This window comes from Streptomyces sp. GD-15H, assembly GCF_045291515.1.
In the GTDB taxonomy this organism is placed as follows: domain Bacteria; phylum Actinomycetota; class Actinomycetes; order Streptomycetales; family Streptomycetaceae; genus Streptomyces.
In genome coordinates, this window is sequence record NZ_CP149447.1 from 8,299,090 (window position 1) to 8,319,724 (window position 20,635).

Sequence of the window (20,635 nt, forward strand, 5' to 3'; positions counted from 1 at the left end):
GTCCGTGTGTTCTTGATCCGGAACACAGGATCAGGCGAAGGCCGCCCTGACATGAGGTGATTACCCGGTCAGGTGAACGCGTACGAGACTCGTTCGATAGCCGGAGGTGGAAACGTCTGCTCGGAGGGAGCCCCGCGCGCTCACATCGTCAAGACGCGAAGACATAACGGATTTGGGCTCGGTGTCAACTGCCCACTGTGTTCAATCTATTGACACGTGCATTACAGGGGCTTTACGTTCCGGCCATCTGAGAGCGCTCTCAGACCCCCTCCTGTGATGACTTGAGGTGCCGCATGCCATCCCCCCGCATCAGGCCAGCAGCAGTGCTGCTGCTGGCCTCAGCCCTCGCCATCGTCGGCCTGGGCCCGGCCGCCGTACCGGCGGCCGCCGCCCCCGTCCCCGTAGGCTCCGGCAGCTACTCTGACACCCGGCCCCCCGGTACGTCGGGCCCCACCACCAACACAGGAACGCCGGTCACGCCCAAGCTGACCGCCGCCGCCCGGAACCGGCCCGTACCCACCAACGACTGGTGGTCCTCCCTCGCCTTCCAGCGCTACGGCGACAACCCGTACTCGACCCCCATGTACGGACACCCCCTCACCTACCAGGCCACGGCCGGCGGGCTCGACGTCGGCTACTCGACGACCCCCGCGATCGTCGGTAACGGCCGCCAGTACGAGTACGCCCACAAGCGCGACCTCACCATCGGACTGACCGGCCTCAACTCACCCGACACCAAGGCCGACGACTGGTCCGACTGGACGGTCACCCCCCAATGGTCCGACGGCGCCCGCACCCTGCGCACCACCATCGGCCACGGCTCCCCGTTCGTATACGCCAAGGGCTCCGGCGGCAACGCCCAGATCACCACAGCCGGCGCGCCCACCATCTTCGCCGACCAGGGCAACGTCCTCGGCATCACCGTCGCCGGGCATCACTACGCACTCTTCGCGCCGACCGGCAGCGACTGGAACATCACCGGCTCCACCGTCACCGCGGGTCTCGGCACCAAGGACTACTTCTCCGTGGCCGTGCTGCCGTCCACCGGCGCGCTGGCGACCTTCAAGAAATACGCCTACAGCTTCGTCACCGGCTCCGAGGTCACCTGGAGCTACACCGGTGGCACCGTCAGGGCCACCTACACGCTCACCACCGAGGCGAAGGAAGGCACCGAGCGCGGCACGCTCCAGGCCCTCTACCGCCACCAGTGGCTGAACACCACGGACCCCCTTACCTCCTACACCTACGTCTCACCACGCGGCACCATGAAGGTCCGCGAGTCGGCCTCCTTCACCACAAGCCAGAAGGCAGCGGCGGTGCTGCCCGCGCTGCCCAAGTCGAACGGCGTGGACACCGCCAGACTGCGCGGTTACCTGAACGAGGTCGTGAACGCCGCCGACCCCTTCTCCGGCGCCACCGACACCTACTGGACCGGCAAGGCCCTCGGCCGCCTCGCCCAGCTCGTCCCGATGGCCGACCAGATCGGCGAGACCGGCGTCCGCGACAGGCTTCTCGGCCTGATCAAGAGCAAGCTCCAGGACTGGCTCACGGCGGGAGGCGCGAACGAGTTCAGCTACGACAAGGACTGGAAGACGCTCACTGGCTACCCCGCCTCCTACGGCAGCGACACCGAACTCAACGACCACCACTTCCACTACAGCTACTACGTCTACGCGGCGGCGATCGTCGCCCAGTACGACCAGGGATGGGCCGCCGACTCCGGCTGGGGCGGCATGGTCAAGACCCTCGTACGGGACGCCGCCAACCCCAGCCGTACCGACACCGTCTTCCCCTTCCTGCGCGGCTTCGACGTCTACGCGGGCCACAGCTGGGCCTCCGGCCATCAGGGTTTCGCCGCCGGCAACAACCAAGAGTCCTCCTCCGAGTCCACCAACCTCAGCGCAGCCCTCGTCCTGTGGGGCTCCGCCACCGGTGACACCTCGCTGCGTGACCTCGGCACCTTTCTGCTGACCACCGAGTCGGAGTCGATCGCCCAGTACTGGTTCGATGCCGACGAGCAGGTCTTCCCCTCCTCCTTCGGGCACGACACAGCCGGCATGGTGTGGGGCAGTGGCGCCGCTTACGCCACCTGGTGGACCGCCAACCCCGAGGAGATCCACGGCATCAACGTCCTGCCCGTGACCGGCGGCTCGCTCCACCTCGGCGGTGAGAAGGCCGCGATCCGGCGCAACATCGCGGAGATGGAGCGGGAGAACGGCGGCCCGGCCGTCGAATGGCGCGACATCCTCTGGGAGTTCCAGTCCTTCGCCGACCCGGCCGCGGCCAAGGCGAAATGGGACGCGGACCACGCCGGCTACACCCCGGAGCAGGGGGAGTCGAAGGCGCACACCTACCACTGGATCAACACTCTCGACGCCCTCGGCGCCCCGGACGCCACCGTGACTGGTGACATCCCCACCTCCGCCGTCTTCACCAAGGGAACGACCCGGACCTACGCGGCCCACAACCACGGACCGACGGCCCGCACCGTCACCTTCTCCGACGGCAAGACCCTCTCCGTGCCCGCCCGTTCCACCGCGAGCACCACCAAAACCGGCTCGGAGGATCCCGACCCCGGCCCCGACCCGGACCCGCCGACCGGCAACACCTTCCAGCTGCGCAGCGGTGGCGTCCTGACCACGGCGACCGGCGGTACGGCGGGCAGCGACACCATCGACTCCGGCGGCGGCGCCAACCACGACGGCACCCCGCACCAGCCCCTTATCTACGAGGTCCGCGGCGTCAACGGCACGCTCACCCCAGGTGCCGGGACCGCCTTCCGGCTCCAGGTGGACGCCGGCACCACGGTCGGCCTCGGCCAACAGGCGCGGATCAGTTACGACTTCACCGGCGACGGCACCTTCGACCGGACCGAGACGTACAACTACTTCGCGACCGACCCGATCACCGGATGGGAGGAGTACACGCAGGCCCGTGGTCTCAAGGCGTCCACGGGCGCACCGGGCGATCTGGACGGCGGCACCGTACGCCTCGAGGTGTGGAGCGCTATCGGCAACGGCACCTCGAAGCTCCAGACGGGCACGGACAAGTCCGTGCTGGTGATCCCTTACAGCTGAACCGGCGGAAAGCCGGAGGCGGGCATCGGCGTCAGGCCGATGCCCGCCTCCGTGAGGAGTAGTAGGTGAGGGTGTGTCCGGGGACGGTCTGGAGGCCGCGGTGCAGAAGGCGTTCACCCGCCCGGTGCCCAGGAGTGCGGGAGCGCAGATGAGGTACCTGGTCAAGCAGGTGGGCGGTACCGGGGCGGTGGCCCGGATGCTGCGGGTCTCTCCGCGCACCGTCGAGCGGTATGTGCAGGGCCAGATCAAGAAGCCGCGTGCGGGGCTTGCCGCGTGTCTGGAGCGTGAGGTCAAGAGGCGGTGGCAGCCGCGGGTCCGGCGAGGGCCCGGGCGAGGGCGGCGGCGGGCGGTGGCATCGTCCTCGACATCCGTGCCCGCCTCGGCTACACCGCGCCGGTCGGGTCGACGGACCAGGACCGCGTCCGGCACCTGACCCTGGCGCTGCCGCCCGTCTCTTCGACGCCCAGCAGGCCGGCGCCGGCGACCAGCAGCTCAAGGAGATCGCCGCCGAAGCGCTCAAGGAGGTCTATTTCCAGGACGGTGGCCGCCGTGCCGGTGGTCTGGAGGAGCCCCGTTTCAGGGCCACGAAGAAGGTAACGGGGCTGGTGTCCGAACGTGTCGCTGAGGGTGCGGCGTACCGGCGGGGGCGTCGGGTCAGGGGACGGCGGAGACGGCGCCGGGCTCCGCCGCCGGGACCTGGGGCCGCACCCCGCTACCGAGCCTTTCCAGGAGCTTCTTCTCGATCTCGTCGGCGAGGTCGGGGTGGTCCCGCAGGAAGGTGCGGGTGTTCTCCTTGCCCTGGCCGAGCTGGTTGCCCTCGTAGGTGTACCAGGCGCCGGACTTGCGGACGAAGCCGTGCTCGATGCCCAGGTCGATCAGCTCGCCCTCGTGGCTGATGCCCCGGCCGTAGAGGATGTCGAACTCGGCCTGTTTGAAGGGCGGCGCGATCTTGTTCTTGGCGACCTTGACGCGGGTGCGGCTGCCAACCGCCTCGGTGCCGTTCTTGAGGGTCTCGATGCGGCGGATGTCGAGGCGCACCGAGGCGTAGAACTTCAGCGCCCGGCCCCCGGTCGTGGTCTCCGGGGAGCCGAACATCACGCCGATCTTCTCGCGCAGCTGGTTGAGGAAGAGCATCGTGGTCCTCGACTGGCCGAGTGCGCCGGCGGTCTTGCGCAGCGCCTGGCTCATCAGCCGGGCTTGCAGGCCCACGTGGGAGTCGCCCATCTCGCCCTCGATCTCCGCCCTCGGCACCAGCGCGGCGACGGAGTCGATGACGATGAGGTCGACGGCGCCGGAGCGGATCAGCGTGTCGGCGATCTGCAGCGCCTGCTCGCCGGTGTCGGGCTGGCAGACGAGGAGGTTGTCCGTCTCGACGCCGAGTCTTTTCGCGTATTCGATGTCGAGGCCGTACTCGGCGTCGATGAACACCGCGGTCCCGCCGGCCCGCTGCACGTTGGCTATGGCGTGCAGGGCGATGGTGGTTTTCCCGCTCATCTCCGGGCCGTAGATCTCCACGACCCGCCCGCGCGGCAGGCCGCCCACGCCGAGGGCCAGGTCGAGGGCGAGGGAGCCGGTCGGGATGACCTCGAGGGGGGCCCAGGGGTCGTCGCCGAGGCGCATGACCGAGCCCTGGCCGAACCGCTTCTCGATCTGGGCGAGGGCGATCTCGAGCGCCTGCTCGCGGTCCTGTTCTTTCATGGTCGCCACCCTGGGTGATCTCTGTGCGCCTCCATGAACGGCTATCGGATGCTTGTTCGATTCTATCCGACAGGCCAGCCGAAAACTACCCTTTGATCGCAAAAGGGGCGCGGTGTGCAGCGCCGAGGACGAGGAGCGTGGGCGCGCGGGCAGCTCTGCACTGGTGGGGGCGGGGGTGGGTACTTCGGCGGCTACGTCCGGAGGCGTTCCCGGCGGGGAAGCTCCGTGCCCCCGCCTCGTCGGTCCTCGGTACCGGGTGTTCGATCAAGGCCGGCACCCGGTTGGCCATGAAACGCGCCGTGCGCACCACCGAGCCGTTGCGGGTGATCTCGCTCATCTCCACCATCCCCTGCGCACCGCCGTCTCCACCCGACGGCCGGCCCGCCCGGCCACCGCCTCGTACGTCCGTGTCGTGTCGCCGGCGTCCACCACTGTCTCCATACGGTCACCCTGCATCGATCCGATCCCCTTCTGCGATGGATCTTCGAGATCTCGCGGGGCCGCAGAGCACCGCTGCGGCAACCCTCGGTCCACTTCTTCAGGATCCCACCCGGCACCGACGATCCGTCCCCGCGTCGGTGGGGGCGGCGGGACGGCAGCGATCCGCAAGGCCCGGCGCAGGGTCGGAGTATGTCCCCGTCCGAGACCCCCGCCGCATCGGACGCGGCTCCGCCTGCGGCACCTCGGCCCGCTCCGGAGATGCCGTCGTCGCTGTCGCCGTCGCACGCGGACGATTTCATGACCTGCCCGCTGCGCTCCCGGCTGCGGGTGGTCGGCAGGCTGCCGGAGCCGCCGAACGAGGCGGCGGCCCGGGGCGCCGTGGTGCACGTGGTGCTGGAGCGGCTCTTCGACGACCCGGCCCATGCGCGTACGGCCGAGCGCGCACGGTCGATGGTCGTGAGCGAGTGGGAGCGGCTGCCGGCGGCGAAGCCGGAGCCGGCAGGGCTGTTCGCCGGGGAGGACGGCTCGGAGACCGTCTCGGACACCGGCGCGCAGGACGGCACGGAAGGCGACGCGGCCGCTCCGGAGCGGCCGGCCCGGTGGCTGGGTGATGCCGAGCAGCTGGTCGAGCGCTGGTTCACACGGGAGGACCCGACCCGGCCGGAGCCCACGGGGCCGGTCGCGGTGTTTCCCGCTGTACCGAGGCGGTCCCCCGGCCGCGGTGAACGGCGAAGCGGGTCGGCACCCGTTCGGCCAGGGCGCTGATGTGCGTGACGATGCCGACCATTTGGCCCCTGCGGATCGCGAGTTCTTCCAGCGTGGCGGCGACCGTCTCCAGTGTCATCTCGTCCAGCGTGCCGAATCCCTCGTCGAGGAAGATGGACTCCAGCCGGGCGGCGCCGGCTGCGGCCATGGCCGGCAGCTGCTCCGAAAGCGCCAGGGCGAGGGCGAGGCTGGCCTGGAACGTCTCACCGCCGGACAGCGTCTTGGCCGACCGACGGCCGTCCGCGTCGGTGTGGTCGATGACGAGAAAGTTCCCGTCGTCGTGGACCAGCTCGAACTGCCCATCGGACAGCTCGGCAAGCCTCTCGGAGGCATTCGCGACGAGTGTGTCGAGAGTCGTCGTGACAAGCCAGCGAGGAAACCCGTCTGCGCGCATCAGGTGGCCGAGCGTCTTTGCCACCTGGTGCGCCTGCTCCGCGTGTCGCCGCCCCGCGTCGAGCTTCGCGGCCTGCTCCCGTCGCTCGACGAGGCGTCGTGCCTCCTGACGAGCTCCCCTCAGCGCTGCCGCGACCGCCGGCTCGGCCGTCTCGGTGAACGGCCGTTCCGTATCGAACTCCACACCGGGGGCGGCGAGCATGTCGGCGAGCCGGTCCTCGGCAGTGGTGAGCCGGCCACGGACCCTCGCCAGCCTCTCGTGCGCGCCGGACAGCGCCGCGGTGCGGGTGGCGGCGGCGTCGGCCGCCCAGGAGACGAGGGTCGTCCACGCCGCGGTCAGGTCATCACGGTCCAGCACCGGAGCCCCGAGCGTGACGAGTGGGTCGCGAACCTGCTCGAGCACCGACCACACCGCCTGTGCTTCCTGGCGAACACCCGCCGCGGTCTTCTCGGCGCTCGCCCTGGCGGTCCGCGCACGCCGAAGCTGTGCGTCCGCCTCATCGGCGGTCCTTTCCAGCCGCTCCCGGCGGGCGAGCGCAGCGGCCACCTGCTCCGAGGCGGGGGCGTCGGCGAGGTCGGCGCGCAAGGCGGCGACCCGACCGATGAGCATGTTCAGTTCGCTGGTGGCCTCCTGCTCGGCCCGGGACGCCTTCGTCCACTCGCCACGCGACCGCTCCACCTCGCTGTCGGCCCGGATTCGTGTCCGTTCGGCCGCATCGAGATCGGGCGCGGTCAGCGGGCCGGGCATCGTCGTGACCCGCTGCTCGCACACCGGGCACGATGCGCCGACTCGCAGGTGCGGCCGCAACGCTGCGGCGAGATGCGATCGCACAGTGACCTCCCGCGCCTGTCGTGCCTGCTGGGCGGACCTTTCGGCTTCCTCCCTGACGGCGGTGACATCGCGGAGCGCCGCGGCGCGCCACTGCTGCAGCGCCCGCGCTGTGAGCAGCCTCTCTTCCGTCTTATCGAGCTCGGCATGATCGCGGCGGGCTTGTTCGAGTGAGGCCCGGGGCGGTGCCGCCGCAAGCTGCTCACGGGCGGTCGTGTCGGCCGTCTCGGCCGCAGCGAGCTCCTCGTCGGCCGTCTCGCACGCGGCCCTGATCTCGCGTTCCCTCTCCCCGAGTTCCTCGAACCCGGCCGGCACGGCAACCGCCCTCAGCTGGTCCCGCTCCTCGGTCAGCGCCGCACACGCCTGTTGTGCCTCGGCCACCGCCGCGCCGTGCTTCGCGAGTTCGGGCAGCAGCGCACGAATCCGCTCGGCGACCTTCTCCAGCGCGACCACCCGGTCCTGTGCCGCCTCTAGGGCGGGTTCGGTCGCATCAGTGAACTCCTCAAGCTGCCGGGCGAGGAGTTCGGCGCGCTGCTTCTCGTTCTCGGCCTTCGCGTTCGCCGCCTGCGCGATCCGGGTATAGACCTGCAGCCCCATCAGTCTGACGAGGATCTCCTGCCGCTTGGCCGGCTGCTCGTGCAGGAACTGGGCAAAGTCACCCTGCGGCAGCGCCACACAGGTGATGAAGTGCTCGAACGGTAGCCCGATCAGCTTTTCCACCGCGGGCGTGACCTCGGAGTCGGAGGCGAGCACCTTGGTGACGTCGTCCGGTGCGCCGAGCGCGGCCGGGTCGGCGAGTTGTTCCAGCCGGGCATTCTTCACATTGACGCCACCGACGGTGCGGCGCAGCTCCCGGACGGCGACGTAGCGGTGTCCGGCAAGGTCGAAGACGAGCCGGACGATGCCCCGGTTGGTGGTCGGCGCGAGCGCGTTCGCGACCATACGTCGGTCGCCCCAGCGCGGCACCGATCCATACAGCGCGAACGTGATCGCGTCGATGACGGTGGACTTGCCCGAGCCGGTGGGGCCGACGAGCGCGAAGTAGTCCGCCTCGCGGAAGTCCATCACGGTCGATGCCCGAAATGAGGCGAAACCGTTCATCTCCAGCAGCACCGGCCTCATCGAGGCTCCTTCCCGCCGTCAGGCGTTCGCGGTGGTGACCTGGTCGTGGAGCCTGGCGAACAGTGCTTCGACCCGTTCGTCGACCAGGTTCCGGGTGACGCAGTACTCGTGGAACAGCTCAGCGGGGCTGCGCTCCACGCCGTCGGCCGGCGCGGACGACCTGGCGGTGTGCACAGGTGCGGCGAACTCCGGATCGATGCGCACCTCCAGCGCGTTCGGTAGCAGCCGCTGCACCTCCTGCCGCAGACCCGCACGCGCCGGTTCGCACAGCAAGACCCTCAGGTAGTCGTCGCCGAGCGAGTCGGCGCGCCGGGTCAGCTCATCGACCGTGCCGCGTACGGTGCGCAACCGCCGCCCGGACCCGATGGGCGCCTCGGCGACGATATGGGCGGGCGCACCGACCTCAGCCTCGACGACGAGGACCATCGAGGGGTCGTCCTGCTCGCCGAAGTCCAGGGTGATCGGGCTGCCGCAGTAGTGCACCGGACACGGCGCGGGCAGCGACTGCCGGCGGTGCAGATGCCCGAGCGCGACGTAGTGCGCCTCGGGCGGGAAGGCATCGGCCGGCACCCAGTACTCGAGGATCGACTGGGCGGGCCGCTCGCCCCCGCCGAACTTTCCCCCGGCCACCATCAGGTGCGCCATCACCAGGTTGACCGCATCGTCGCGGAAACCGGCCGTGAGTGCGGCAAGCAGGTCCCGCACCAGCCGGCCATAACCGGTTGCGGCCTCCCTGGGTGTCGTGCTGACCAGTTGGGCAGCACGTACCGCGTAGCGCTGGGACAGGAACGGCAGCAGGGCGACAGTGACCGGCTCTCTCGTCGAGCGCGCGGTGAACTTCACCACCCCGCCGTCGGCCGCGATGCGCACAGTGCCGACCAGGGTGATCCCCGCGCTCGCCATGAGCGGCCGGTAGGCGTCGAAGGTGGGGGCGTGGTCGTGGTTGCCGGCGATCGCGATGACCTCGGCACCAGTGCGTCGCAGCGTGAGCAGCGCCTGCACCAGCAGCTGCTGGGCGTCCGCCGACGGGGCGGACGACTCGTACAGGTCACCGGCGATGAGGACTGCGTCAACCCGGTGGTCCCGTGCCACCTGGACGATCTCGCGCAGGACGGCCCGCTGCTCATCGAGTCGGCTGTGCCCCTTGAGCACCTTGCCGATGTGCCAGTCCGATGTGTGCAAAAACTTCATGTACTCGCCTCGTCGTCCCGTGGGGGTTGTCGACGGCGCACGCTGTCGGGTCAAAAGGCCGGTACATCGTCAATCGGCCGCGGTCGCCGCGCGAACGGGTCCGATCGCTCGCCACCGGCCTCCTGACCGGTCAGGCGCGAGGCCGTGGACCCTTGCCGCACTCGAAACCGGGTGCACGGGCAGCGAGAGGTCCCGCCCGGCCTCGGCCGCATGGCGCTGGCCGGAGGTGAACCGCTTGGCCGTCTCCCGGCCCGGGGATCCGGCCGGTTGCTGCAGCACGGTCATGCCGTTGCCGATGCACTGGAGGAGTCCAGGTCGGTGGGCGGCTCGTCCGCGCTGTCGTCGCCGGCCCTGCGGCAGGCCGTCCCGTTTTCGTTGTCCGGCCAGGGCGCGGGGGCGGTGTCCCGGTCTTCGGGGTGGCAGTCGGTACAGGTCAGGCCGAGGGCGGCTGCCGGGGTCCAGCCCTCGGGCGGTGTCGGGCCGCTTGGCGTGGGGACGTTCATGACGGTCACCTGGCAATGCTTCCACCGGGTCAGAAGGGGAAGGTGGGGCTGTCGTGGTGGGGGGTGCTTTTGTCTCCGTCGGGGACCTCCGGTGCGGGGTTCGGCGCGGACGGGGCGGTGTCGAAGAGGGGGTCGCCGGGTGCGCCCACGCGCGGGATCCTGCTGACCGTCGCGGCGGCGTAGCGCAGGGAGGGGCCGATCTCCAAGGCCTCCAGCTCGATGACGGTCCGCTTCTCGCCCTCCCTGGTCTCGTAGGTCCGCTGGTGCAGCCGCCCCTGGACGATGACGCGGGTGCCGCGCGTCAGGCACTGGGCGACGTGTTCGGCCGTCTGCCGCCAGGCCGAGCAGCGCAGGAACAGCGTGTCGGCGTCCCTCCACTCATTGCTCTGCCGGTCGAAGGTGCGGGGCGTGGAGGCGACGGTGAAGTGTGCGACCGCGTCGCCGGAGGGGATGCTGCGGATTTCGGGGTCGTCGGTCAGGTTGCCGACGACGGTGACGACGGTCTCGCCGACCATGAGAGGTGCTCCTAACGCGCGTGCGGGCGGGGGGAGTTGGCTGTCTGGCGGCAGTGCTGCCGCTGCGGGGTGTCTGCGGGCTCGCTGCCCGGCCCTTTCTCTTCTCGTTCGGCGGGCCCCGCCGCGATGAGCCTGGAAGCGTGGGCCGGGGCGTTCTTCAGCGGGGTGCCGAGCCGGGGGACGGTGCAGGGACGGCCGGCGGCAGCCCGGCACCAGGGGCAGGGCACGCCAAGGGCGTGGGCGCGGAGGTCGTTTTTCGAGCGGCGGGCGGGGGACGGCGGGGCCGGGACGGGGGGTGTCCGCCTGACGCGCTGTCCCGAGGCGATCGCGGTCACGATCGCGAGGAGTTCCGCGCGATAGCGGTGCGGGTCGTCCGGGTCGGTGTCCGGGAGCGGCAGCGGGTCGCGGGCGAGCCGCTCCTCCCGGATCGCGTGCACCTCGGCGCGGATGTCGGCGGCGTCGATGTGGGACTGTCTGCGGCCCAGCCGGATCACGGCCTCCCGCGTGTCGGCGACGTCCAGGTCGGCGAGCAGGAGGTGCCAGGCGTCCGTGGTGGTCTCCTCCAGGTGTATCGACGGGCACATCGCCGCGACCAGGGCAGCGAGCCCTGCGGTCTCGGTCGGCGTCATCCGTTCGTCCTTTCCGCGGGGGATCGTCCCGGGTGGTGCGGGTGCCCCGCCTCCCGCCCCGTCCGCCGGCTGCCGGTACTGGTACAGGACGGTCCCGCAGGCGCAGCGCAGCCGCCCGTCGCCGCCGAGACTCCAGCGGCCGCAGCCGAGGTGAGCGGCTTGTGAGATCAGGAACCACAGGGTGGCGGGCGAGTCCCTGTCACCGCGCGCCGGGGCGGTGGTCATCACGTCCGGCCACCGCCGAGGGCGAGCAGCCGGCGCAGGTCGATCTCGCCGGTGTGCCAGGCCCGGGCGACCCGTTCCGCTCCGCCGGGCACGGGCCGCAGGCTGAACGAACGCGGTTCGGGGGCCTGGGCCACCGCCAGTCCCGGGATCACCTCGCCGGTGTGCGGGTCGGCGACCGGGCCGGCGCGGGCGAGCCGGGCGAAGAACTCCCGCTGCCAGGCGGGGCGCACCCGGACCAGGGTCTCCACCTCGCCGGGGTGGTTCGCGGCCACCCAGGCGGTGAAGGCGTCCTCGTCGGTGACCACGACCGCCGGCTGGGGGTCGATGAGCGTGAGGGTGGCGATCGGGGTGTCGTCCGGCAGGGTCACCCGCACCGACTTGAGGGCGAGCTCGGCGCGAGCCGCGCGCAGCCCGTCGAGGACCGCGCGGCGCTCGGCCCGGTACGCGGCCTCCACCGCGTCGCGCAGCACCCTGAGCACGACGACCCGGGTGGCGCGGTCCCGGAGGTTCACGCGGCCTCACCCTTTTGCTCGGTCCCCTTCCCGGCCTCCTTCTTCGCCGAGGTGCCGCGGCGCACGATGAGCTCGCCCAGCGTGGTCGAACCCCCGGCGGGGTCCAGGACGGCGGCGGCGAGCAGGTTGTGCCGGCGCACCTCCTCGTAGAGGCCGCGGAGCTCCTCGTAGGTGGTGTGCGGGGCGGTGGCGGTCGTGAGGTAGTCGGACGCGCTCGGGGTGGGCTTGCCGGCGTTGAGCCACTCCAGGACGGCCTCGGCGAACGCCGCATCCGGCTTGCGGACGACGAGCCCGGAGAGCGGCTTCGCCCGGGACTTGGAGATCACCAGGGTGTTCTCGTGGTCGAGGTCGCCGACGATGTCGAACTCGTACTCGATGCCTTCCCGCTGCTCGGGCTTGAGCCCGACCTTGCGCGGCACCTTGCGCCCGCGCTCGTCCGCCTCCACGACGTACTCGGTCTTGGTACGCATGGTGGCGATGAGGTGGCCGGGATAGGCGAGCAGGGCGTCGATCATGGCCCGCTCCAGGGGGCGGGCCTCCTTCCAGCCGGCGAAGGTGTTGCCTCCCGCGACGCGCTTCGCGGCGTTGTCGACCTGCTCCAGCATCCCGCCCGAGCCGGACCAGAAGTGCGAGAGCGAGTCGACGATCACGACGTCGTAGCCGTCGTGGGCGGCCACCGCGAGCGCCTCGACGAGCGCGGGCGGCTCGAACGTCGCCAGCGCGAGGGTGTCGAAGGCGAACTCGTCGGCGTACTTGGAGGCGCTGCCGTGCTCGGTGTCGATCAGGGCGATCCGCTCACCGATCCCGGTGCCGAGGACGAGCGCGGTGTAGGTCTTGCCCAACCCGGTGGGCCCGGTGAGCGCGATGCGGGCCTTGGCCTGCTCCTTGGTGGCGGGGGTGAAGGTGAAGCTGTTCACGCCGTTCTCCTCTGGCGCATCCGACGGCGGTTCGGGGTGGGCTTGGGGAGGGACCGGAGGCGGTCCTCACCCGGCAAGACGTGCACCCACACGGCCGAAGCCCCAGTTCGAATACCAGTTCGAAACTGTCTGGAATCCCACGCTAGGCGCGGAGGGAGGCGGAAATCAACACTTTGCTCACAAAAAATCGCTCACGTCCTCGATGTCCGTATCGAGGCCGGGAAGGAGCGCGCCTGCGCCGGTGGCCGCACGCGACCGGTCCGCCGTCGGGTGCCGGCTGCGCGCAGGCCCGGCCGGGGAGCGGCGGCAGTGTGGCGAGGAGGTCCGGGCGCTGCGCGAGCAGCCCGGCTTCGGCGCGGGCCAGGTGCTGGTCCCCTACGTCGGGGGCGGACAGGCCCGCCTTCGAGCGGCCGCCATGGCGGCGGGCCGTCGCGGCGCTCCCGGGCAGGGTGCTGCGCTGCCCGGGCACCCGCTCGCAGTCGGAGCGCACCCCGGCCGTCCGGGGCGTCCGGGCGCGCGGGCGGGGATCGGCTCGCCGAGGAAGCGGCGGCGCTCGCCGGGGCCGCCCTCGACCGGGGCGAGGTCCTCGGGCGCGAACAGGACCGCAGGGACGAGGCCGAGCACCTCATGCGGCCGGACCCGTGCGGACCGGCCGGTCCGGGGGTGCGCTCCGGCTCGATGCGCTGCTGCCGGTCTCCCCTGTGCGCCCGCGGTCCGGAGGACGGCGCGGCCGGCACCCGTGCATACCAGCGAGGCGCCGGGGGAGCCCCGCTGGCTGCCGAGGGCGGCGAGAGGCAGGCCGTCTCGACGAGGTGGGTCCTGCCCTGGCCGTGGGCCGACGAAAGCGGTGACGCCCGGGTCGAGCGGGACCCCGGCCCGGGAGGACGCGCGGAAGCCGGCGAGCGACAGGTGCCGTACGTGCCTGTCCCGCTGCGGCTCGACGCCGCCGGCCTTTCCAGAGCGGAGGCGGTGGTTGCTTCTTGTCCTCGGCGGCGTGGCCACCGTCCTGGTTGTGCAGCGCGGCGCTCGTCTTCAGTGCGGGCCGTCCCGCCCGCCGGCGGGGCCGCCCTGCCGCGGCGGCACGAGGCCGAGGTGCTCCCACGCGGCGGGCGTGGCGACCCGGCCGCGCGGGGTGCGGGCGAGCAGTCCCTCCCGGACCAGGAACGGCTCGGCGACCTCCTCCACCGTCTCCCGTTCCTCGCCCACCGCGACGGCGAGGGTGGACAGGCCGACCGGTCCGCCGCCGAACAGCTTGAGCAGCGCGCCGAGCACCGCGCGGTCGAGCCGGTCCAGGCCGCGGGCGTCGACCTCGTAGACCGCCAGGGCCGCCGTGGCGACTTCGCGGGTGACCACGCCGTCGGCCTTGACCTGGGCGTAGTCGCGGACGCGGCGCAGCAGCCGGTTGGCGATGCGGGGCGTGCCCCGGGAGCGGCCGGCGATCTCCGCGGCGCCCTCGGGCGTCGTCTCCACCTCCAGCAGCCGGGCGGAGCGGTGGACGACCCGCTCCAGCTCGGTGGGCTCGTAGAACTCCATGTGCGCGGTGAAGCCGAAGCGGTCGCGCAGCGGGGGCGGCAGCAACCCCGCCCGTACGGTGGCGCCGACCAGGGTGAAGGGGGGCAGCTCGAGGGGGATGGCGGTGGCGCCCAGGCCCTTGCCGACGATGACGTCGACGCGGAAGTCCTCCATCGCCATGTAGAGCATCTCCTCGGCGGGCCGGGACATGCGGTGGATCTCGTCGAGGAAGAGGACCTCGCCCTCCTGGAGGGAGGAGAGGATCGCGGCGAGGTCACCGGCGTGCTGGACGGCCGGTCCCGAGGTGATGCGCAGGGGGGCCTCCATCTCCGCCGCGATGATCATGGACAGGGTGGTCTTGCCGAGGCCGGGGGCGCCGGACAGCAGGACGTGGTCGGCGGTGGCCCCCCGGGCGCGGGCCGCGCGCAGCACCAGGTCGAGCTGTTCGCGGACCTTCTCCTGGCCGATGAACTCCTCCAGGTCCTTGGGGCGCAGGGCGGCCTCGACGGCCTGTTCCTCCCCGTCGGCGACAGCTCCCACCAGCCGCTCCGCGGCGGGGCCGACGAGCCGCTCGATGAGGGCGGCGGTTTCGGGTTCGTCCCGGGTCATGCGGTCCACTCCTCTCAGCGGGCGCGGTTCAGCGTGCGCAGGGCGGCGCGCAGCAGCTGCGCCATCTTCGGGGCGCCGCCGTCGGCCGCGGCGGCGGGGGTGACGGCCGCGATCGCCTCCTCGGCCTCGCGCGCGGAGTATCCAAGGCCGACGAGCGCCGCGCGCAGCTGTCCGCTCCAGGGCGCGGGAGGGGCGGCGCCGGTCGGGTGGCCGGCCGCGGCGGCCCCGACCGGCTCGCCGAGCCGGCCGGGGAGCTCCAGCAGCAGCCGCTGGGCGCCCCTCTTGCCGATGCCGGGCACGGCGGTGAGCGCCTTCTCGTCGCCCTGGGCGACCGCGCGCCGCAGCGCGTCAGGCGTGTGGACGGCGAGCATGGCCTGGGCCAGGCGCGGCCCGACGCCGCTTGCGGTCTGCAGCAGCTCGAAGACCTGCCGCTCGTCGTCGTCCGCGAAGCCGTAGAGGGTGAGCGAGTCCTCGCGCACGACCAGGCAGACGGCGAGCCTGGCCTGCCGGCCGAGGCGGAGCCCGGACAGGGTGCTGGGCGTGCACCGGACCGCCATGCCGACACCGCCGACCTCGACGACCGCGGTGTCGGGGGCGAGCGCGGCGACCGGGCCGCTGACGAAGGCGATCATCGGATCGTGCCCTTCCGAAGTCGTGCGAGTGCGGGAGCGGGGCGGGCGGCGGCGTGCGTCCGCCGCAGGCGGTCCAGCGCCGGGGCGCGCCGGAGGGGGCAGAGGGCGAGCGCCAGGGCGTCGGCCGGCTCGGGCGGGGCGTCGAGCCGCAGCAGCCGGGCGACCCGGGCGCCGACCTGGGCCTTGCCGGCGCCTCCGCCGCCGGTGACGGCGGCCTTCACCTCGCTGGGGGTGTGCCAGGCGACGGGCAGGCCGCGCCGGGCCGCGCACGGCATCGCGACCGCGCTCGCCTGCGCGGTGCCCGTCACTGTGCGCACGTGGCACCGGCCGAACACCCGCTCCCCGGCGACGGCTGCGGGGCGGTACTCCTCCAGCCACCGCTCGATGCCGCGCTCGATGAGCAGGAGGCGGTGGCCGGCGTCCTTTGCACCCCGGCGGACGCGGACGGCGGCCACCGCGAGCGGCCGTCCAGGGGCGCCGTCGACCACCCCGAGGCCGCACCGGGTCAGCCCCGGGCCCACGCCGAGCACCCGCACGGCGCCCTCCTCGACGGGCGAAGTCTTCATGAGCGAGCCAAGCTTGTGCAGGGGATCGTGGGGCGCTGGCCGGGCGGCGAGTCCGCCCTGCGGACGCAGGGCGCAAGTCCTTTGGGCGCCTCACGCGTCGCAGACGGGGTCCGCCTGCGACGCTCGATGCGGACAGGGAGAGATGTTCCGTGGGCTCCGGTCGGCAAAGTGTGGATTTCCACCCCTGTCCGGCCTGGCCCGGACTTCATAGTAACTCGAACAGACGTGCGAGGAGGGGGGTGGCGGTCACACGGGTCCCGTCTCGCGGAGGCCGCCGGGACGGAACCGTCCCGGCGGGAAGACGGCCGCACACGGTCCGCAGCAATCGGCTCGTACCCGCGCGGCTTTTTTGCCCGCTCGGCGGGGGCCGGACACCACTCGTCCGCCCTGGCCACCCGGTCACGAGCCGCCGCTGTGGAGAGGCCCTGGCCGCCCAAAGCCGTACGGCGACCGCGCACCGCCCGTCCCACCGCTGCACCGAGTGCGGCCGGGCCGCCGTCCCCTGGTCGCCGAGGTGCAGGCGCTCACCGTCGACTCGCAGATCCCCTCCCCCCGCCGCACCACCTCGGGCCTGGAGACCTCCCGCGTCTCGATGATGCTCGCCGTCCTCGAGCAGCGCGGCCGCATCAGTGCCCTGGGCAAGCGCGACATCTACTCCGCCACGGTCGGCGGCGTGAAGCTCTCCGAGCCGGCCGCGGACCTGACCGTCGCGCTCGCCCTGGCGTCGGCGGCGAGCGACACCCCGCTGCCCAAGAACCTGGTGGCGATCGGCGAGGTCGGCCTCGCGGGCGAGGTGAGGCGGGCTACGGGCGTGCAGCGGCGGCTGGCCGAGGCGGCCCGGCGGGGCTGCATGCGCGTGCTCCTCCCCCAGCCCCGGCAAGGTCTCGGCGGGGATGAAGGTCACCGAGGCGGCCGACGCGGAAGAGGCACCGCGGGTGCGGCCCCGCCCATCGGCCGGCACCCGGACCCCCGGACCGATCACCTCGGAACCGAGGGGTCCGGGAAGAGCCCGGCGTAGGGTCGGAGTATGTCCCCGTCCGAGAGTTCCGCCGCATCGGACGCACCTTTGCCCCCGGCACCCCGGCCCGCGGCCCCGCCGCCCGCCCCGAGGCCGCCGTCGTCGCTGTCACCGTCGCGCGCGGACGACTTCATGACCTGCCCGCTGCGCTACCGGCTGCGGGTGGTCGACAGGCTGCCGGAGCCACCGAGCGAGGCGGCGGCCCGGGGCGCCGTGGTGCACGCGGTGCTGGAGCGGCTCTTCGACGTGCCGGCCGGACAGCGCACTTTGGACCATGCCCGCGCGTTGCTGCGCCCGGAATGGGAGCGGCTGCTGGGTAGCCTGCCCGAGCTGGCCGGCCTCTTCCCGAAGGACGCGGACGGCACGGCGCTGGCCGCCTGGCTGGCCGAGGCGGAACAACTGCTCGACCAGTACTTCCGGATGGAGGACCCGAGCCGGTTGGAGCCCGCCGGCCGCGAGCTGTACGTGGAGACGGTGCTGGAGTCGGGTCTCAAGCTGCGCGGGATCATCGACCGGGTGGACGTCGCCCCGACCGGCGAGGTTCGCGTGGTGGACTACAAGACCGGCAGGGCGCCCCCGCCGGACTTCGAGCACCGGGCCATGTTCCAGATGAAGTTCTACGCCCTGGTGCTGTGGAGGCGGCGCGCGGTGGTCCCACGCCGCCTCCAACTGGTCTATCTGGGCAGCGGTGACGTGGTGACGTACGACCCGGACGAGGCGGACCTGCGTGCGGTGGAGCGGAAGCTGCGGGCACTGTGGGCGGCGATCCAGCGGGCGGTGGCGACGGGCGAGTGGCAACCCAGCCCGAGCCGACTCTGTGACTGGTGCGGCTATCAGGCCTTCTGCCCCGCGTTCGGTGGCACCCCGCCGCCCTACCCCCTGGCCGTCGCCACCGTCCCGGCCCCGGGAGACAACGAGCACCCGGCAGCGCCCGCCGAGGCCGAACCGCCCACCCGGGAGCGGCGCGCCGGAGGAGAAGCAGAGACGGACCGCCGGCCCGGGCACAGCAGCCTGCCCTGACGCCCGCAGGCCGTTCAACGCCGGCGTTCGTATCGATGCGGTATTGGGCGTGATGCGGTATCGGGTGTGAGGGCGCCGATCCGTGCGGTGCGCCTGACAGCGGCTCGAACGGGGCTGCCCCGGCGGGCCATGGGCGATCATTTCGCGGACGAGGGGGCCGGGCCACAGGCCGACGGCGTTGTCCCGTTGGCCGACCGGCCTGGGGTGATCTTGCGGTGGGCCGTGCCGGGGAGGGGCTCGCTCGTGTCGTCCGCGCCGCCGTCGTACCAGGGGCACCGGTACCCGGTGGGATCATCGCGCACTGCGGGTGGCGGTATGTCCGCTTTCTGCTCGGCTTCCGCGAGGTCGAGGAGCTGATGCCCGGGCGCGATGTGCTTGTCTCCCACGAGACCGTCCGGCGCTGGTGCGTGACGTTCGGGCAGGCCTGCGCCGCTGGCGGCCCCGGCCCAGCGGCACGCGGCACCTGAAGGAGGCCTTCGTGAAGACCAACGGAGAGCCGAAGGATCGGTGGCGGGCCGCCGACGCCGACGTGCCCGGCATCCTGGCCCCGGGCCGAAGGGACAAGACCGCGGCCCGGCGCTTCTTCCGCAAACTGCTGGGGAGAACCTGCGCGGTGCCGTGGGTGATCGTCACCGACAAGCCCCGCTCCTACGGCGCGGCCCACCACGCCGTCATGCCCTTTGCCGAGCACCGTGTGCCGCTCGAAAAGTCATTGCCCCAGATTAGGAGTGGTGTGGGTCGGCCGATGGAAGCATGTCCGCGTGATCGTCTCACTGGCGTACAAGATGGTCCGGAAGCTGCTCTCCGCTCCGTCGGTGCTGCTGCGCCGCGAAACCACCAAGGACGCCGAGCTGCTCGTGCTGCGGCACGAGAACGCAGTCCTGTGCCGGCAGCGGCAGGCCCGGTCCGCCACGAGCCGGCCGCCCGGTTCTGGTTCGCCGCCCTCTCCGGGCTGATACCCCGACGGTGCCGGCGCGAGGTCTTCCCGGCCACCCCCACACCCTGTTCGGCCTGGCACGGCGGATTCATCGCCGCGAAGGGGGACCACAGCGCGCGTCGCCGTCCAGGACGGCCGCCCACTCGAGCAGCGGTCGGGACCCTCGTGCTGCGACCGGCCCAGGAGAACCCGAGGCGGGGCCATCGTCGCATCCAGGGGGAGTTGGCCCGGCTCGGGCACAGCATCGCCGCCTCGACGGTCCGGGAGACCCTCAACGCCGCAGGCGCAGAGCCGGCCCCGCGTCGCTCCGGCCCGACCTGGCGCGAGTTCCTCACCGCCCGGGCCGAGGGCATCATCGCCGTCGACTTCTTCCACCTCGACACCGTCCTCGGCCGCAGGCTCTATGCGCCGGCGTTCCTCGAGCACGACACCCGGCGCCTGCACCTCGCCGGCGTCACCGTCCACCCCACCCGCGACTGGGCGGTGCAGCAGGCCCGGAACCCGGCCACCGATCTCGGCACACGCATGGAGTCTTTGCGCTTTCTCCTCCGTGACCACGACAGCAAGTACGGGCAGTCCTTCGACGCCGTCTTCGAGGCCGAAGAGATCGAGATCCTCAAGACCGCGCCGCGGACGCCCCGGATGAACTCCCACTGCGCGCGGGTGATCGGCACTATCCGGCGCGAAGCCCTCGACCACGTCCTTTTCATGAACGAGGCCCGCGCCCGGCACGTCCTGGCCACCTACCAGCGTCACTGCAACGAACACCGCCCCCACCAGACCCTCAACCAAATCCCGCCCGGCGCCGGCCGGCAGTCCATCGCCGTGCACGAGTCTGAAGGCCGCCGACTCCTGCGGACCCGCGTCCTCGGCGGCGTCGTCACCGAGTACCGCTACGCGGCCTGACCTGCAGCGACGACTTTCCGAGTCCCACAAGGCGCTGTGAGCAGCCCGCCCCGCTGCATGGCACGTCTCAGGGAGTTCCACGACGGTCTTCGCCGCGGCTCAGGCACGCCCTGATCAGTGCGGCGTCGTGATCGAGGGCGGCACGGGACCGCTCCTGCCACCTGACCTCCAAGCGGAACCGGTCGTCCGCGGTGCGGGGAAGACGTGCACGTGGAGGTGGAAGACCGTCTGATCGGCGGCTTCACCGTCGGCGAGGAATACGTTCACTCCCTCGCATGGCAGCCCCGAGCGCCGCAGAACCCGCGCCAGCAGGTGGACGACGCGGAACAGATGGGCCATCAGGGCCTCATCGATGTCCTCCAGACCTGCCGCGTGCATCTTGGGGATGACGAGGAGGTCTCCAGGCGCAGCCGGGTGGATGTCCATGAAGGACAGGACCAGCTCGTCCTCGTACACGCGGCTGGCCGGCACCCGGCCGGAGACGATGCCGCAGAAGGCACAGGCCGGATCCCCGGCGAACAGCTTCATGGACACAGCATGCGGCAGCGGTCTCGGAGCCGCTCCTGGCCGGGCTGGCCTGCGCGTGGGAGTGCCGCCTCTTCCCTCGGGCATCCGCCC

At 72.0% G+C, this 20,635-nt stretch carries 15 protein-coding genes and 7 pseudogenes; 8 read left to right on the top strand and 14 right to left on the bottom strand.

What is annotated here, in order from left to right; genetic code table 11:
• Positions 1–293 precede the first annotated feature (293 nt).
• Together WJ438_RS39370 and tpg are read left to right on the top strand one after the other, a co-directional pair.
• Positions 294–3,077, top strand: coding sequence for a glycosyl hydrolase (locus WJ438_RS39370; protein WP_406729377.1), 2,784 nt, complete (start codon positions 294–296; stop codon positions 3,075–3,077).
• A gap of 73 nt (positions 3,078–3,150) precedes the next feature.
• Positions 3,151–3,655: pseudogene (gene tpg, locus WJ438_RS39375) on the top strand (telomere-protecting terminal protein Tpg); the annotation flags it as partial.
• Between the two features lie 76 nt (positions 3,656–3,731).
• On the opposite strand, the gene recA reads toward tpg, so the two are convergent.
• Entirely contained in the window at positions 3,732–4,775 is a 1,044-nt protein-coding gene (gene recA, locus WJ438_RS39380) for a recombinase RecA (RefSeq protein ID WP_406729378.1), read from the bottom strand.
• A gap of 232 nt (positions 4,776–5,007) precedes the next feature.
• Positions 5,008–5,231 (bottom strand): annotated as a pseudogene (locus WJ438_RS39385) (hypothetical protein); the annotation flags it as partial.
• A 243-nt stretch (positions 5,232–5,474) separates the two neighbouring features.
• Between WJ438_RS39385 and WJ438_RS39390 the strand changes: the two are divergent.
• A pseudogene (locus tag WJ438_RS39390) lies at positions 5,475–5,699 on the top strand (PD-(D/E)XK nuclease family protein); the annotation flags it as partial.
• Between the two features lie 154 nt (positions 5,700–5,853).
• Here WJ438_RS39390 and WJ438_RS39395 read toward each other — a convergent pair.
• The 11 genes and pseudogenes from WJ438_RS39395 to WJ438_RS39445 all read right to left on the bottom strand — a co-directional run bounded on the left by WJ438_RS39395 (position 5,854) and on the right by WJ438_RS39445 (position 16,106).
• Positions 5,854–8,325, bottom strand: a complete 2,472-nt coding sequence (locus WJ438_RS39395) for an AAA family ATPase (protein WP_406729379.1) — start codon at positions 8,323–8,325, stop codon at positions 5,854–5,856.
• A gap of 18 nt (positions 8,326–8,343) precedes the next feature.
• Positions 8,344–9,516, bottom strand: a complete 1,173-nt coding sequence (locus WJ438_RS39400) for an exonuclease SbcCD subunit D (protein ID WP_406729380.1) — start codon at positions 9,514–9,516, stop codon at positions 8,344–8,346.
• Positions 9,517–9,797: 281 nt separating this feature from the next.
• Complete coding sequence (locus tag WJ438_RS39405) at positions 9,798–10,019, bottom strand: hypothetical protein (protein ID WP_406729381.1); 222 nt, start codon at positions 10,017–10,019, stop codon at positions 9,798–9,800.
• A gap of 29 nt (positions 10,020–10,048) precedes the next feature.
• On the bottom strand, positions 10,049–10,534 hold the full coding sequence (locus tag WJ438_RS39410) for a single-stranded DNA-binding protein (protein WP_406729382.1): 486 nt from the start codon (positions 10,532–10,534) through the stop codon (positions 10,049–10,051).
• 11 nt (positions 10,535–10,545) lie between these two features.
• Positions 10,546–11,388, bottom strand: a complete 843-nt coding sequence (locus WJ438_RS39415) for a hypothetical protein (protein WP_406729383.1) — start codon at positions 11,386–11,388, stop codon at positions 10,546–10,548.
• A complete protein-coding gene (locus WJ438_RS39420; RefSeq protein ID WP_406729384.1) occupies positions 11,388–11,900 on the bottom strand; it encodes a hypothetical protein in 513 nt (170 codons plus the stop codon). The genes WJ438_RS39415 and WJ438_RS39420 overlap by 1 nt, the downstream gene beginning before the upstream one ends.
• A complete protein-coding gene (locus WJ438_RS39425; RefSeq protein WP_406729385.1) occupies positions 11,897–12,817 on the bottom strand; it encodes an ATP-binding protein in 921 nt (306 codons plus the stop codon). The genes WJ438_RS39420 and WJ438_RS39425 overlap by 4 nt, the downstream gene beginning before the upstream one ends.
• Before the next feature lie 202 nt (positions 12,818–13,019).
• Positions 13,020–13,726: pseudogene (locus WJ438_RS39430) on the bottom strand (DNA replication and repair protein RecF); the annotation flags it as partial.
• Positions 13,727–13,849: 123 nt separating this feature from the next.
• A complete protein-coding gene (gene ruvB, locus WJ438_RS39435) occupies positions 13,850–14,938 on the bottom strand; it encodes a Holliday junction branch migration DNA helicase RuvB (protein ID WP_406729386.1) in 1,089 nt (362 codons plus the stop codon).
• 14 nt (positions 14,939–14,952) lie between these two features.
• Positions 14,953–15,570 carry a Holliday junction branch migration protein RuvA gene (ruvA, locus tag WJ438_RS39440; protein ID WP_406729387.1) on the bottom strand — a complete coding sequence of 206 codons (618 nt, stop codon included), beginning with the start codon at positions 15,568–15,570 and terminating at the stop codon, positions 14,953–14,955.
• Positions 15,567–16,106, bottom strand: coding sequence for a crossover junction endodeoxyribonuclease RuvC (locus WJ438_RS39445; protein ID WP_406729952.1), 540 nt, complete (start codon positions 16,104–16,106; stop codon positions 15,567–15,569). The genes ruvA and WJ438_RS39445 overlap by 4 nt, the downstream gene beginning before the upstream one ends.
• A gap of 481 nt (positions 16,107–16,587) precedes the next feature.
• On the opposite strand from WJ438_RS39445, the pseudogene WJ438_RS39450 reads away from it, so the two are divergent.
• The 5 genes and pseudogenes from WJ438_RS39450 to WJ438_RS39470 all read left to right on the top strand — a co-directional run.
• Positions 16,588–17,290: pseudogene (locus tag WJ438_RS39450) on the top strand (magnesium chelatase domain-containing protein); the annotation flags it as partial.
• On the top strand, positions 17,287–18,174 hold the full coding sequence (locus tag WJ438_RS39455) for a RecB family exonuclease (protein ID WP_406729388.1): 888 nt from the start codon (positions 17,287–17,289) through the stop codon (positions 18,172–18,174). The pseudogene WJ438_RS39450 and the gene WJ438_RS39455, both read left to right, overlap by 4 nt.
• Positions 18,175–18,389: 215 nt before the next feature.
• Positions 18,390–18,641 carry a hypothetical protein gene (locus tag WJ438_RS39460; RefSeq protein ID WP_406729389.1) on the top strand — a complete coding sequence of 84 codons (252 nt, stop codon included), beginning with the start codon at positions 18,390–18,392 and terminating at the stop codon, positions 18,639–18,641.
• Between the two features lie 11 nt (positions 18,642–18,652).
• Positions 18,653–18,781: pseudogene (locus WJ438_RS39465) on the top strand (IS6 family transposase); the annotation flags it as partial.
• A gap of 154 nt (positions 18,782–18,935) precedes the next feature.
• Positions 18,936–20,017: pseudogene (locus WJ438_RS39470) on the top strand (integrase core domain-containing protein).
• A 114-nt stretch (positions 20,018–20,131) separates the two neighbouring features.
• On the opposite strand, the gene WJ438_RS39475 reads toward WJ438_RS39470, so the two are convergent.
• Positions 20,132–20,545, bottom strand: coding sequence for an HIT family protein (locus WJ438_RS39475; RefSeq protein ID WP_406729390.1), 414 nt, complete (start codon positions 20,543–20,545; stop codon positions 20,132–20,134).
• Positions 20,546–20,635 lie beyond the last annotated feature (90 nt).

Coding starts and splice junctions, on each gene's coding strand:
- WJ438_RS39370 (WP_406729377.1), top strand. CDS start 294: ATGCCATCCCCCCGCATCAGGCCAGCAGCAGTGCTGCTGCTGGCCTCA.
- recA (WP_406729378.1), bottom strand. CDS start 4,775: ATGAAAGAACAGGACCGCGAGCAGGCGCTCGAGATCGCCCTCGCCCAG.
- WJ438_RS39395 (WP_406729379.1), bottom strand. CDS start 8,325: ATGAGGCCGGTGCTGCTGGAGATGAACGGTTTCGCCTCATTTCGGGCA.
- WJ438_RS39400 (WP_406729380.1), bottom strand. CDS start 9,516: ATGAAGTTTTTGCACACATCGGACTGGCACATCGGCAAGGTGCTCAAG.
- WJ438_RS39405 (WP_406729381.1), bottom strand. CDS start 10,019: ATGAACGTCCCCACGCCAAGCGGCCCGACACCGCCCGAGGGCTGGACC.
- WJ438_RS39410 (WP_406729382.1), bottom strand. CDS start 10,534: ATGGTCGGCGAGACCGTCGTCACCGTCGTCGGCAACCTGACCGACGAC.
- WJ438_RS39415 (WP_406729383.1), bottom strand. CDS start 11,388: ATGACCACCGCCCCGGCGCGCGGTGACAGGGACTCGCCCGCCACCCTG.
- ruvB (WP_406729386.1), bottom strand. CDS start 14,938: ATGACCCGGGACGAACCCGAAACCGCCGCCCTCATCGAGCGGCTCGTC.
- ruvA (WP_406729387.1), bottom strand. CDS start 15,570: ATGATCGCCTTCGTCAGCGGCCCGGTCGCCGCGCTCGCCCCCGACACC.
- WJ438_RS39455 (WP_406729388.1), top strand. CDS start 17,287: ATGACCTGCCCGCTGCGCTACCGGCTGCGGGTGGTCGACAGGCTGCCG.
- WJ438_RS39475 (WP_406729390.1), bottom strand. CDS start 20,545: ATGAAGCTGTTCGCCGGGGATCCGGCCTGTGCCTTCTGCGGCATCGTC.